The sequence below is a fragment of the Rhodopila sp. genome (assembly GCF_965277825.1).
Taxonomy (GTDB): domain Bacteria; phylum Pseudomonadota; class Alphaproteobacteria; order Acetobacterales; family Acetobacteraceae; genus Rhodopila.
Window position 1 is genome coordinate 4986293 of the sequence record NZ_OZ255846.1, and the last position, 13565, is coordinate 4999857.

Annotated in this window: 10 protein-coding genes; 5 read left to right on the forward strand and 5 right to left on the reverse strand. The window is 65.9% G+C overall.

From position 1 onward, the window contains the following. On the reverse strand, positions 1-2862 hold the full coding sequence (gene uvrA / locus ACQY4T_RS24025; protein WP_428535813.1) for an excinuclease ABC subunit UvrA: 2862 nt from the start codon (positions 2860-2862) through the stop codon (positions 1-3). 299 nt (positions 2863-3161) lie between these two features. Between uvrA and ACQY4T_RS24030 the strand changes: the two genes are divergently transcribed. Together ACQY4T_RS24030 and ssb are read left to right on the forward strand one after the other, a co-directional pair. Continuing rightward, the gene (locus tag ACQY4T_RS24030) at positions 3162-4667 is read left to right on the forward strand and encodes an amidohydrolase family protein (RefSeq protein ID WP_428535815.1); all 1506 of its coding nucleotides are present in this window, start codon (positions 3162-3164) and stop codon (positions 4665-4667) included. A gap of 123 nt (positions 4668-4790) precedes the next feature. Further along, positions 4791-5342, forward strand: a complete 552-nt coding sequence (gene ssb / locus ACQY4T_RS24035) for a single-stranded DNA-binding protein (RefSeq protein ID WP_428535817.1) — start codon at positions 4791-4793, stop codon at positions 5340-5342. Here the strand turns inward: ssb and ACQY4T_RS24040 are convergent, their stop codons facing one another. From ACQY4T_RS24040 to ACQY4T_RS24055, 4 genes are all read right to left on the reverse strand, one after another. Further along, positions 5343-6212, reverse strand: a complete 870-nt coding sequence (locus ACQY4T_RS24040; protein ID WP_428535819.1) for an endonuclease/exonuclease/phosphatase family protein — start codon at positions 6210-6212, stop codon at positions 5343-5345. 95 nt (positions 6213-6307) lie between these two features. Next, positions 6308-8272 carry an AI-2E family transporter gene (locus ACQY4T_RS24045; protein WP_428535821.1) on the reverse strand — a complete coding sequence of 655 codons (1965 nt, stop codon included), beginning with the start codon at positions 8270-8272 and terminating at the stop codon, positions 6308-6310. A gap of 19 nt (positions 8273-8291) precedes the next feature. Next, positions 8292-9197 (reverse strand): hypothetical protein, encoded by a 906-nt coding sequence (locus ACQY4T_RS24050; RefSeq protein WP_428535823.1) that lies wholly within the window; start codon positions 9195-9197, stop codon positions 8292-8294. A 20-nt stretch (positions 9198-9217) separates the two neighbouring features. Then, on the reverse strand, positions 9218-10219 hold the full coding sequence (locus tag ACQY4T_RS24055) for an aldo/keto reductase (protein ID WP_428535825.1): 1002 nt from the start codon (positions 10217-10219) through the stop codon (positions 9218-9220). A gap of 186 nt (positions 10220-10405) precedes the next feature. Here ACQY4T_RS24055 and ACQY4T_RS24060 point away from each other — a divergent pair, with 186 nt between their 5' ends. From ACQY4T_RS24060 to ACQY4T_RS24070, 3 genes are all read left to right on the forward strand, one after another. Then, positions 10406-11173: an enoyl-CoA hydratase/isomerase family protein gene (locus tag ACQY4T_RS24060; protein WP_428535827.1), complete on the forward strand. Its 768-nt coding sequence runs from the start codon at positions 10406-10408 to the stop codon at positions 11171-11173. Positions 11174-11469: 296 nt separating this feature from the next. Then, on the forward strand, positions 11470-12000 hold the full coding sequence (locus ACQY4T_RS24065) for a hypothetical protein (protein WP_428535829.1): 531 nt from the start codon (positions 11470-11472) through the stop codon (positions 11998-12000). Between the two features lie 129 nt (positions 12001-12129). Beyond that, positions 12130-13551 carry an MFS transporter gene (locus ACQY4T_RS24070; RefSeq protein WP_428535831.1) on the forward strand — a complete coding sequence of 474 codons (1422 nt, stop codon included), beginning with the start codon at positions 12130-12132 and terminating at the stop codon, positions 13549-13551. Positions 13552-13565: the final 14 nt, after the last annotated feature.

Consider the following 13565-nt stretch of genomic DNA (forward strand, 5'->3'; position numbering starts at 1 on the left):
CTACGCCCGCCGCCGCGCCTTCCTCGGCGCCTCCACCACCGGCACCAAAGGCGCCAGGAACCGCCCGGTGTAGCTATCGGGGTTGACGACGATATCCTCCGGCGTCCCTTCCGCCACGATCCGGCCGCCGCCGTCGCCGCCTTCCGGACCGAGGTCAAGAATCCAGTCCGCGGTCTTGATCACCTCCAGGTTGTGCTCGATCACCACCACCGTGTTGCCCTGCTCGACCAGCGCGTGCAGTACTTCCAGCAGCTTGCGAACATCCTCGAAATGCAGCCCAGTGGTCGGTTCGTCCAGGATGTAAAGCGTCCGTCCGGTCGCACGCCGAGCCAGTTCCTTGGATAGCTTGATCCGTTGCGCCTCACCGCCGGACAAGGTGGTGGCCTGCTGGCCCAGCGCGATGTAGCCCAGCCCGACCTGCTGCAAGATCTTCAGCCGGTCATGGATCCGCGGCTGAGCGCTGAAATAGGGCACCGCCTCGTCCACCGTCATCGCCAGCACCTCGGCGATCGACTTGTCGCGGAACTTTATCTCCAACGTTTCGCGATTATAGCGTTTGCCCTTGCACGTATCGCAGGTGACATAGACGTCGGGCAGGAAGTGCATCTCGATCTTCAGCAGCCCATCGCCCTGACACGCCTCGCAGCGGCCGCCCTTGACGTTGAAGCTGAACCGGCCCGGCTTATAACCCCTGGCGCGCGCTTCCGGCAGTTCGGCAAACCAGTCGCGGATCGGCGCGAACAGGTCGGTGTAGGTCGCCGGGTTCGATCGCGGCGTCCGCCCGATCGGCGACTGGTCGATGTCAATGATCTTGTCGAGCTGGTCCAGCCCCTCGATCCGGTCGTGCGCCGCTGGCACCAGGCCCGCGCTCATCAACCGCCGCGCCGCCGCCTTGTACAGCGTATCCACCACCAGCGTCGATTTGCCGCCGCCGGAAACCCCGGTAACGCAGGTGAACGTGCCCAGCGGAAAATTCGCCGAGGTCGCCTTCAGGTTGTTGCCACGCGCGCCAACAACCCGCAGCACCCGGTCCTTCTGCATCGGCCGGCGCATCGCCGGCACCCCGATCTGACGCCGGCCCGACAGATAGTCCCCGGTCAACGATTTCAGGTTCGCCGAGACCTCCGCCGGCGTGCCCTCGGCAATGACGTGCCCGCCATTGATCCCCGCCGCCGGTCCCATGTCGATCAAATGGTCCGCCGCTCGGATCGCGTCCTCGTCGTGCTCCACCACCAGCACGGTGTTGCCCAGGTCGCGCAGCCGCCGCAACGTTCCCAGCAGCCGTTCATTGTCGCGCTGATGCAGCCCGATCGAGGGTTCGTCCAGCACATACAACACCCCGGTCAGACCGGATCCGATCTGACTGGCCAGCCGGATCCGCTGCGACTCGCCACCCGACAACGTCGCCGACCCACGCGACAAAGTCAGGTAATCCAGTCCGACATCGACCAGGAACCGCAGCCGATCGACGATCTCCCGCAAGATCCGCCCGGCGATCTCCTGCCGCTGAGCGGTCAGTTGCGGCAACACCGCGCCGAACCAATCCAGCGCCGCGCGGATCGACAGATCTGACGCCTCGGCGATGTTCTTGCCGGCCACCCGGACCGACAGCGCCTCCGGCTTCAGCCGAGCGCCATTGCACACCACGCAAGGTTTCTCCGCCTGGTAGCGCGCCATCTCCTCGCGTACCCAGACGCTGTCTGTCTCCTGCCAGCGGCGCTGCAGGTTGCGCAGCACACCCTCGAACGGCTTGGTCACCGTGTAACTGCGCACGCCGTCCTTGTAGGTGAAGGCGATCGGCGCATCTCCGGTGCCGAACAGGATGGCGTGCCGCACATCCGCTGGCAGGTCGTGCCAGGGCGTCTTGGTGGTCTGCTTGTAATGCCGCGCGATGCTCTGCAGCGTCTGGTCATAGTAGGGCGACTGCGACCCCGCCCAAGGCGCGATCGCCCCATCAGCCAACCCGGCTCGGTCATCGGGAACCACCAGCTCGGGGTCGAAAAAGCTCTCGACCCCCAGCCCGTCGCAAGCCGGACAGGCACCGTGCGGAGAATTGAAGCTGAACAGCCGAGGCTCGATCTCCTCGATGGAAAAACCGCTCACCGGACAAGCGAAGCGCGAGGAAAACACCGTGCGCTCCCCCGAATCCGGGTTTTCCGCATGCACGATCCCATCCGACATCGCCAACGCGGTCTCGAAACTATCCGCTAGCCGCGACGCGATACCCTCGCGCACCACCAGGCGGTCCACCACCGCCTCGATGTCGTGCTTGGTCTTGCGGTTCAGCGCCGGCACCTCGGCGATCTCGTACAGCGTGCCGTCCACCTTCACCCGAGTGAACCCGCGCCGCTGCAACTCGGCCATTTCCTTGCGATACTCGCCCTTGCGATCGCGCACCACCGGGGCCAGCAGCAGCAAACGCGTGCCTTCCGCCATCGCGGTGACCCGGTCCACCATCTGCGAAACCGTCTGCGCCTCGATCGGCAGCCCGGTCGCCGGGGAATACGGCACCCCCACCCGAGCCCAGAGCAGGCGCATATAGTCATGGATCTCGGTCACTGTCCCGACCGTCGAGCGAGGGTTCTTCGACGTCGTCTTCTGCTCGATCGAAATCGCCGGCGACAGCCCGTCGATGCTGTCGACATCAGGCTTGCCCATCAGTTCGAGGAACTGCCGCGCATAGGCCGACAACGACTCGACGTAGCGTCGCTGCCCCTCGGCATAGATCGTGTCGAACGCCAATGATGACTTGCCCGACCCGGACAGACCGGTAATCACCGTCAGCGAGTCGCGCGGAATGACCACGTCGACGTTTTTCAGATTGTGTTCCCGCGCGCCGCGCACGTGGATGGAGCCGGCCATAAATCCTGTTGTCCCCAAAACCTGTTTTCGAAGTGCGCCCACGGTTGTTCTGCGGATGTTCCCGATATGCCACGCCCTGGCCGAGGTTGGAAGTGTTTTAACCCACCTGGATATCAATGTGGCTTGGATCAGCGCCGGGGCTAGTGCGCCGGTGCCAAAGTTCGTCCTGCTTCAAGCGGAGCCAAGACAACGGTCCCTTCGACGTTCGCCACCCTCGCGGCGGACGCGGACAATAAGCTGCCGTTGAACAGTCCGCCCGACCGCGTCAGGCTGCGCCCGACCCATCGGAGCCCCGCAAGATGCCGAACGATCGCATTGTCATCCACGGCGCCTTGGTGCTCGCCTACGGCGACACCGCCGCCCGCCCCGCCGACATCGTCGTCTCAGGCGACAGCATCGAGGCGATCGAACCAGCCGGAACCGCGCAGTCCCCGCGGCAAATCGACGCCACCGGACGGCTGATCATCCCCGGCCTGGTCAACGCCCACACCCACGGCCACGGCGGCCTGGCCAAGGGCGTCGGCGACCGCTGGTCGCTGGAGCTGCTGCTTAACGCCGGACCCTGGATCAACGGCGCCCGCACCGGCCAGGACCGCTACCTCTCCACCGTGATCTCGGCGGTCGAGATGATCCGCAAAGGCTGCACCGCCTGCTACGATCTGTCGGCAATGTTGCCTGTGCCAAGCGTCGAGGCCCTGAACGATGTAGCCCAAGCCTACGCCGATGTCGGGATGCGCGCGGTGATCGCCCCGATGATCGCCGACCGCACATTCTACCAGGCGATCCCCGGGCTGCTTGACGCCTTCCCCCCCGAACTGCGATCGCTGGCCGAGGCGATGCGCGCCGCCTCGCCCGACGCGACCCTGGCGCCGATCCGCGAAGCCGCCCGCACCTGGCGCCATCCCGCCGACCGCATCCGCCTGGGCATCGCACCCACCATCCCGCTGCACTGTTCCGACGATTTCCTCGCCGGCTGCCGCGATCTCGCCGCCGAGTTCGGCCTGCCGGTGCACACCCATCTGGCCGAATCGGCGGTCCAGCGCACCGGCGCGCTGAAACGCTACGGCACCACCCTGACCGCCCACCTGCACCGCATGCGCCTGCTGGGCCCCGGCTTCAGTGCCGCCCACGCGATCTGGATCGACGACGCCGAGATCGAACTGCTCGCCCGGCATGGCTGCGCGTTGGCGCACAACCCCGGGTCCAACCTGCGGCTGGGCAACGGCATCGCCGACATCCGCCGAACCATTGCCGGCGGCGTGACGGTCGGCGTCGGCACCGACGGCTCGTCGTCCTCGGACAACCAGAACATGTTCGAGGCGACAAGGCTGGCCGCCTTCGTCTCGCGCGTGTTCGACCGCCCGCCCGAAGACTGGATCGCCGCCCCCGAAGCGCTCCAGATGGCAACCGAGGGCAGCGCCGCGGTGCTCGGCATGGCTGACCGGATCGGCCGGATCGCCGTCGGCTACAAGGCCGACCTGGTGTTCCTCGACCTCGATCACGTCAACCTCGTGCCGTTGAACGACGCCATCAACCAGTTGGTCAACGGCGAGGACGGCGCCGCAGTTCGCGACGTCATGGTCGGCGGCCGCTTCGTGCTGCGCGACGGCAAATTGCCCGACCTGGACTGGCCGCGCATCGCCGCTCAGGCACGCGACGCCGCTTCACGCCTGGCCGAGGTCAATGCCGGCGCCCGCCACACCACGGACCGCCTGGCACCCATAGTCAGCCATTTCTGCGTCGGCCTTGGCCGCTGCGCCCACGACCTGCCCCGCAAGCTGGCCGCCGAATACGTCAACCTTTGACCGGCGCGCCTATCACTTCTGCCCGCGCCGCAATGATTCCCGCGGCCCGTGCGGACCATCTTAAGATTGTGGCCCTACACTGCTATTTGAGCTAGGGTCGTAGTCTCGGAAAGGATTGGGTCGATGGCAGGTTCGGTGAACAAGGTGATTCTGGTCGGCAACATGGGCAAGGACCCGGAAGTGCGCTCCACCCAGGATGGCAACAAGATCGTCAACCTCACGCTGGCGACCAGCGAGACCTGGAACGACCGCGCCTCCGGCGAACGCAAGGAAAAGACCGAGTGGCACCGCGTGGTGATCTTCAACGACCGCGTCGCCGACGTGGCCGAACGGTTCCTGAAGAAGGGCGCCAAGATCTACGTCGAGGGCTCGCTGCAGACCCGCAAATGGACCGATCAGCAGGGCCAGGAGCGCTACACCACCGAAGTGGTGATCGGCCGCTTCAACGGCCAGCTCACCATGCTGGACGGACGCTCCGGAGGCGTTGAAGGCAGCGGCTACGGTGGCTCCGACAGCGGGTCAGCCAGTGGATCAGCCGGCGGCGGGTACACCCCGCGTGAGCGCGCCCCCGCCAGCGCCGCCCGCCCCGCCGGCGGGACTGCGCGCGGCGGCGCCCCCACTCCGTCATGGGATGCGCCTAAGGGCGGCGATCTGGACGACGAGATTCCGTTCTGATCACCCGCCTCCGGCGCTGACCCCGCTCGCCTCCGGCACCGTCAACCGCACCGACACCGGGCAGTGATCGGACAACCGGTCCTTCATAGCCCGGTCGGTCTCACTATAGGTCAGCACCCGCAGCGTATCGGGATGCATCCACCCCGCCGCCGGTCCGCCGGCCAGGATGTGATCGATGAAATTCTCCCCGCCCCAGCACGGTGAGCTATGCCCCTCGGTCGCCCGCACCAAAGGTGCGGCCTGCCGCAGATCCGCCAGCAGCGTGTCCCTGCTGTCCATCCAACGATTGAAATCGCCAAGCACCAGAAAAGGCACGCCGTCCTGCCGCCGAGCGGTGATCCAGTCGGCCAGCACCGGAACCTGATCGCGAAGCTCCTCGCAGACGTGGGTTGTCGCCTTGGTCAGCGGGACTTCGCGGCAGCCCTTCTTCAGATGCACCGCCAGCACGCGCAGATCCGAACCGCCAAGGTGCAACGTGATATCCGCCCCGCTGCGCAGATGGTGCTCACCCAACCCCGTCACGTCCGGATTGATATCGTATTTCAGTCCGCGCCGAACCACGATCCCGACCCGCTGCACCACATGATCGTGGGTCATGTGGATCGAGTAACGGTCATGCGGAAAGACCTTCGATGCGGCGCGAAACCCATCCACCTCCTGGATCGCGATCAGGTCGGCGTCCAGCTCCTGCGCATACTGGGCAAGGCGGTTGAAATCCTCATCCGACCGAGGCGTCACGTCGCTTGGCAGCTCATGATCTCCGGCCGCACGGGTTGTCAGCCAATCCAAATTCCAGGTCGCGATTTTCAGCTCTGCGGCAACCGCGCGCAGAGGCAGCAGCAAGGCAAACAGCATCAGCACAGATTTCACGACCATCGGCTCCGAGGCGAGGATCGCTTGGGTGCGCCCAGCCGCCGGCAACATCGCACAACCGCCGACCGAAGGGGTTAACGGCGCTCGGACACCTACGCCGCGATCGGCTGCACCTCCGTCCGCGCGGCCTCAAGGCACGCCTCCACAGCCTCGCGCAGCGAACTGATATAGACATCCGCCCCCACCGCCGCGCGCAGCCGATCGTCGGTCAGGATCGCCTGCTCCACCGGCCACAGCCCCACTAGAAGCTTGGCCGCCGGCAGCCGCTGACGCAGCCGCCGCAGCATATAGCGCAAATGCGACGGCGTGCCGTCGAGGTCCAGATAGCACAGGCAAACCATCGACACCCCCTCCCCGTCCAGGCTGCCGATGCGCAGACGTGACGCCGCTTCATGCTGCAACACGCGGGCCTTCAACCCGCTCTTGTGCAGCAACTGCGACAACATGCTGGCCGCCGCTTCGTCCAGCACCCCGCGACCGGCGATGCACAGCACGGGCGCGCCGCCGCGCCACCCCGGCGCCAGCGCATCCTCGGCGACCTTGCCCGGCGGCGGATGCCGGGGCAGGTCCTGCTCGCTGCGCGACAGCGCCGCCGAGGCACCCTCCAGCGACTCCTTGGCATCGGGATCCTTGTCGTCATGCTCGTCCAGGTCGTCGATCAGTTCCTGCATCGAACTCTTGATCTTGCCAAGCTGCACCTCGGTCAGCACCCCGCGCGCGGCATCGTTGGCGGCGAGTTGCAGCCCCTTCAACGCGACCTCGTCGTAATACGAAGACAGCGGCCGCTCCCGCAGCAGCACCTCGGCCTGATCGCGCGCCTCGTCCGGGTCACCGGCCAGCATGCGCTGGTAAAAACTCTCCACCGGAGTCAACGCCGGCCGGTCACCCAGGATCACATCGAGGAACTCAAGCCGCTCGACATGCCGGCCCAGCACCACCAGGCACAGTGTCAGCGGCGTCGACAGGATCAGCCCGATCGGCCCCCACAGCCAGGTCCAGAACGTCGCCGACACCACCACCGAGAACGGCGACAGCCCGGTGCTGTGGCCATACAGCAGCGGCTCCACCACCTGGCCCATGACCGCCTCGGTGACCACGTATAACCCGCCGGTCCACGCTACCATCGACCAGCCCGGGCTTACCGCGGCAGCCAGCGCCAGCGGCAGCACCGCGGCCAACGGAGCCCCGATATAGGGCACGAACCGCAGCAGCAACCCGATGATCCCCCACAGCAGCGGCGACGGCACACCGATCAGCAACAATCCGGTGCCGGTGATGACCCCGAACGCCGCGTTGATGCCAAGCTGGGTCAGGAAATAGCGCGACAATCGCCTGGCGGCATCGTTCATCGCCGCGGTGGTGCGGTGCAGGTCCGACGACCCGAACAGCCGGATCAGCCGGTCGCGCAGATCCTCCCGCTGCAACAGCACGAAAATCGCCACGATGACCACGATGGCGGTGGTCGACAACGGATCGACGATCGGCGCGATCACCCGTTCGGCGATCTGCATCGGGGTCGGTTCCGGCTGCTGGACTTCCACCTGCATCGGTTTCTGCTGGCCGCCGGCGTTGGGCGTCTTCGGCTGCATTTGGCTCCGCGTCTCGACCGGCTGACCAAGGCCGCGCATCACCAGGTTCAACCGGCTGGTCGCAAACCCCTGGACGGTATCGAGCTTGGTTCGGATCGTGCTGGCGTATTTCGGCACGTCCTGCGCCAAGCCCGCGATCTGGATGCCGATCAGGCCGCCCAACGCCAGGATCACGGTCAACGCCAGCAGCACCGCGACGATCACCGAAAGCACCCGGCCAAGATGGATGCGCCGCAGCAGGTTGACGATCGGCGCCAGCAGGAATGACAGCAGAACCGCCAGCGTGATCGGGATCAGGACGGTGCGGCCCAAATAGAGACCGGCCACCACCACCACCGCCACCGCCAGCGTCAACAGCCCGCTGAGACCCGGCGTCTCCGCCGCCGTCACCACCGCCGGCCGTCGCTCAGCCGGCCCGCTGTCATCGGCCATACGTTCCGCCTCATACATGATCAGCGGTAATGCCACGGCAGCCGTGGCATTCCAATCACTTTGTCAACAGGATCGCCGCAAGCTGCGCACGCGCGCGCTGTCCGGCATCCAGCGCCGTCGCGTTGATCACCGCAAGCCGGAAACCGCCCGGAGGCATCGAATGCCGCGCCGGATCGCGGTCCTGGTGAAACGAGATCTGCACGCTGGACACACCGGTAATCGCCCGCGCCCGCGCAACCGCCTCGGCCGAAGGATGGCGGTATGACGGTCCATGCGGCCCGAACAAAACCACGCTGTAGCCGTCGGTTCGCCCCCGATCGTCGAACACCCACTCCCCGCACGCATACAGCCTCACAAACGCCTCGACCCATCCGGGTCCGTACAGATCGGGCCATTGGTCGGCGAAGCGCAGATGCGCCTCGATGATGCGGCTGCCGATGGTTTCAAAATTAACCATTCCGGTGTAGCCGGCCAGGTGCCGCAACGCCCAGGCCCCGCACCACTGCTCGATCTCGGGCATCGCCGCGGCATGGATGTGCCAGTAATCGAAGGTGCCCCCAGGCGCGGTGGCCCCTGTGGCATGGCGCCACCACACCGCCCGTCCGTCGACGATCGCGGCATCGGTGCTGACATGCGCGCCCGTCAGCAAGGTGCACCAGAAATGCCCCGGATTCAGCGCCGCCTGGTAGCTGTCCGGGTCGGCGATCGCCAGGCTGCCTGCCCCCATGCTGCGCAGGTTCATCATCGGCTTGGAAAACACCGGAAACCGCGGCGGGATCACCCCATGCGGCGCCGCCTCCAGACCCTGCGACAACGCCACCGCCAGCTTGTCATAGATCCAGCGGTGGCGCGGATACAAAGTCCACACCTCCCAGTCCTTGGTCGGAATGATCACGTCGTCCGGGCAATCGACATGCTCAAAGAACTGCGCCCGCCACGGATCGGTCTGATAGATCGGCATCGCCGGTACCCCGTCACGCCTTAATCCGGCACCGGCGCATTCGGATGCAACAGCCCCTCGCTGCGCAAATCCGACCACAGCCCCGGCGGAATCTTCATCGTGAACAGCGGCAGGTTTGCCTCGAACTCCGCCGCATCCCGAGGCCCCGGAATCACCGCCGCCACCACCGGATGAGCCAGCGGAAACTGCAGCGCCGCAGCCGGCAACGGCACGCCATGCGCCTTGCACACCGCCTCGATCTTGCGCACCCGATCCACGATCTCCCCCGGCGCGGTATCGTAGTTCCAGGTCTCCCGCCCGGCCAGGATGCCCGAGTTCAACGGACCGCCGATCACCAGCGACGTGCCGCGCGACTGGCACATCGGAATCAGGTCATCCAGCGGCGCCTGCTCCAGCAGCGTATAGCGCCCGGCCAGCAGGAAAGCGTCCCAGTCGCCGAACCCCAGCGCCTCGATCAGCACCGCCTTTTCGTTCACTCCGATGCCGATGGCGCTGACCGCGCCGCTGTCGCGAAGCTGCCGCAGTGCCTTGTAGCCGCTGTCGCGCAGTTGCTTCAGATACCGCGCGTTCAGCTCCGGCCCGTGCTGATAGACCCCGATATCGTGCACATAAAGAATGTCGATCCGCGCCAGTCCAAGCCGCTGGTAACTGTCCTCCACCGACCGCATGATGCCATCATAGCCGTAGTCATAGACGACATCGAACGGCATCGGCGACAGCCGCCCATCCGCCGACGGCACGGTATCGGTCTTTGGACGCAACAACCTGCCGACCTTGGTGGACAGCACCCACTCGTCACGCGGCTTGCCCCGCAACGCATCGCCCACCCGGTGCTCAGCCGCCCCGACACCATAGAACGGAGCCGTATCGACATAGCGCACCCCGGCGTCCCACGCCGCGGTCACGATCGCTTGGCCCTGCTCCTGGGTGATCGGAATGCGGCTACCCCCCATCGTCGCGGTGCCAAGACCCAACGCGGTGACCCGCAACTTGGTCTGCCCGACCTGACGCTTCTCCCACATCCCGGAAAGCTCCCTTTTTCTGTCCGGCAAACACTGAAGCCGTTCGCCCCACCGTGCAACCGCCGCACGATGCAACCGCCCCATCACGCAAACCGCCGCGCCGGCCCAATCCGATGCCACCCCGCAACAACACCGGATCGACGCGCCCCACCCCTTGTGCCACGCTCAGCGCCGGAGGACCGCGTCATGACCTATGAACACATCCTGCTCGACCGCCAGGACGGCGTCGGGATCGTCACCCTCAACCGACCCGACGTGCTGAACGCGATGAACCGCAAGCTGTCGGGCGAACTGGCCGACGCGGTGAAAGCGCTCGACGCCGACGACGCCATCGGCTGCATCGTCATCACCGGAGCCGGCGATCGCGCGTTCTCCGCCGGCGGTGACATCCATGAACAGCGCGAAGACGATCGCCGCTACACTCCCGAACAGCTCGATGCCATGATCGACCCGCGCCGCGGCTACGAGATCAGCGCCAGCCGCAAGCCGACTATCGGCATGATGAACGGGCTGGCCTATGGCGGGGCCGCGGTGCTGTCGTCCTCGCTCGACATGCGGGTGGGTTGCGAACAAACCAAGTTCCGCTTCCTCGCCGCCGCCTACGGCCGGATCAACAGCACCTGGACGCTGCCCAACCAGGTCGGCTGGCCGATCGCCAAGGAACTGCTGTTTAGCGCCCGCGTGGTGGAAGCAGAGGAAGCCTACCGCATCGGCCTGCTGAACCATCTGGTGCCGCGAGCCCAGCTCCGCGCAAAGACCATGTGGCTGGCCGGCATGATCGCGAACAACCACAGAGGCGCGGTCACCGGCATCAAGTCGTTGCTATTGCAACAACTAAGTCAGGACCTGGAGGCGCAGTGGGCAGCCGAGAAGGCCTACACCACCAACGTCATGCGCGGCGCCAAGGCCGAGGACGCCTTCCCCGACTTCATCGCCCGCAGGGGCCGCGGCTAGTATCCGATCGCAGGGAACCGCGAGACGCGCCGCGTCCGCGATTCGGCGCGTGAGTCGGATACTTAAACAAGGGTCGACGTGTCGCGCTTCACTGATGCGCGGTACTAGAGCAGGTCCCTTCTGAACCGGCGAACACGCGCGCTAAACAAAGGGGCCGCCCCCAGGCTTGCCAAATCGTGAACCCTGGCGCCGCTTGCTTCACCGACACCGAATCCATACAGTTCGATCGCTGTTCGTATCGGGCCCCCCATGGAAGATCCTCGGTGGGACATCGTCGGCGGGAGATCGTTTGCACCATGCACCCTCATGCACCGCGCCACGCCGCCTTGCTCGTTCTGCCGCTGCTGCTCTCCGCCTGCGGCTGGTTCGGCCCGACGCACACCGCACGGAACCTCGATAATCGCCTGCGGCAACGGCTGGCCTCCGATATCGCATCCGGCAACGCCGCCCTGCAGCCGATTCCCGATGGCGCGAGGGTCACCCTGCTCAGTCCGTCATCGTTCCCGGTTGATGAACAGGCGCTGGACGACCAACGACGCGACGTTCGCGCCAGCGTCATCGAGGGCCTGCTCGATCCCAGCCTGATGCGGATCCAGCTCACCGATACCTCCGCCCTGCCCGCCTACCAGCGCGACCTTCGGGTCAGCAATATGGCGCGCTACTTTCAGGTCAACGGTCTCGACTCCACCCTCCAGCCGGCGCCGATGCAGCAGACCGCGCCGCCCGGAGCACCTCCCGGCCTGCTGATCGACGTCACCCTGCAATGCCCGCCTAATCGCGGTGGCGCCGGATATAGCGACGGCAAATCGAAGCCGATCTGCGACTGACGTCTTCTCAGGCGACCGAGCTTCCCCCCGGCGCTGTTTCCCACTATTGCGACACATCTTGGCAGCGCCACGCAGGCCGTCACAAGCCAAACGCTGAACGAAGAGCGGCACCGCCCGCGGGAGGAAACCATGTCAACCACCACAGGCACGGCCCCATTCGGCGCCGAGGTTCAAACCGCGTCCGCCATCCTGGCGCGCCTCGACCGGCTGCCGGCCACCCGCCACATCTGGGTGATGGTCACGCTGCTGTCGTTGGGCGGCATGTTCGAGTTCTACGACCTGTTCATGACCGGCTACATCATCCCGGGCCTGGTCAAGGCCGGCCTGCTGACCGGCGTTTCGCTCGGCATATTCTCCGGCCCGGCGGTGTTCGTCGCCTCCACGTTCTTCGGCCTGTTCATCGGCACCTTCGTGTTCGGCTTCGTCGCCGACAAATACGGCCGCCGCGCGATCTTCACCTTCTCCATGCTGGCCTACTGCGCCGCCACCCTGGTGATGGCGTTCCAGACCACCGGGTGGGGCGTCTGCCTGTGGCGCATGATCGCCGGCATCGGCATCGGCGTCGAACTGGTCACCATCGACACCTACGTCGCTGAACTGGTGCCCAAGCACATGCGAGGCCGAGCCTTCGCCTTCAACCAGTGCGTGGCGTTCGGCGTGGTGCCGGTGGTCGCCCTGCTCGCCTACATCTTGGTGCCGCTCAAGCCGCTGGGCTGGGACGGCTGGCGCTGGGTCGTCGCCATCGGCGCCATCGGCGCATTGTTCGTCTGGTTCCTGCGCCGCGCCATCCCGGAAAGCCCGCGCTGGCTGTTAACCCATAACCGCCTGCGGGAAGCCGAGATCATCACCACCCAGATCGAGGCCAAGGTGGTCGCCGACCGCGGCGGCCAAGCCCTGGCACAGGCCGCCCCGCATGACGTCGACGACCTGTCCGCCCGCGGCGCCTTCAGCGAGATCTGGCGGCCGCCCTATCGCAGCCGGACCATCATGCTGATGGTGTTCCAGTTCTTCCAGACCTTCGGCTTCTACGGCTTTGCCGCCTGGGTGCCGACCCTGATCGCCAAGCAGATCGGCATCAACCTCGCCGGCAGCCTGCAATACGCCTTCATTATCGCCATCGCCAACCCGTTCGGCCCGCTGCTGGCAATGACCTTCGCCGACAAGTTCGAGCGAAAATGGCAGTTGGTCGGCGCGGCGATCTGCATCGCGGTGTTCGGCGTATTGTTCTCGCAACAATCCACCATGCCGCTGCTCATCCTGTTCGGCGTGCTGATCACGCTGTCGAACAACATCCTGTCGTACTCGTTCCACAGCTATCAGAGCGAGTTGTTCCCCACGCGCGTGCGCGCCCGAGCGGTCGGCTTCACCTACGCCTTCAGCCGGATCAGCACGGTGTTCGCCAGCTTCATCATCGGCTTCTTCTTTTCCCACTTCAACGGCACCACCGGCGTGTTCAGCCTGATCGCCTTCGCCATGCTGATGGTGGTGCTGTCGATCGGCATCTTCGGCCCGCGCACCAGCAACCTGGAGCTAGAGAAGATCTCGCACTGAACCACCCGCCCCGG

Bases quoted from the DNA above. Each gene is read 5' to 3' on its own strand.
- uvrA (WP_428535813.1), bottom strand. From the start codon at position 2,862: ATGGCCGGCTCCATCCACGTGCGCGGCGCGCGGGAACACAATCTGAAA.
- ACQY4T_RS24030 (WP_428535815.1), top strand. From the start codon at position 3,162: ATGCCGAACGATCGCATTGTCATCCACGGCGCCTTGGTGCTCGCCTAC.
- ssb (WP_428535817.1), top strand. From the start codon at position 4,791: ATGGCAGGTTCGGTGAACAAGGTGATTCTGGTCGGCAACATGGGCAAG.
- ACQY4T_RS24050 (WP_428535823.1), bottom strand. From the start codon at position 9,197: ATGCCGATCTATCAGACCGATCCGTGGCGGGCGCAGTTCTTTGAGCAT.
- ACQY4T_RS24055 (WP_428535825.1), bottom strand. From the start codon at position 10,219: ATGTGGGAGAAGCGTCAGGTCGGGCAGACCAAGTTGCGGGTCACCGCG.
- ACQY4T_RS24060 (WP_428535827.1), top strand. From the start codon at position 10,406: ATGACCTATGAACACATCCTGCTCGACCGCCAGGACGGCGTCGGGATC.
- ACQY4T_RS24065 (WP_428535829.1), top strand. From the start codon at position 11,470: ATGCACCCTCATGCACCGCGCCACGCCGCCTTGCTCGTTCTGCCGCTG.
- ACQY4T_RS24070 (WP_428535831.1), top strand. From the start codon at position 12,130: ATGTCAACCACCACAGGCACGGCCCCATTCGGCGCCGAGGTTCAAACC.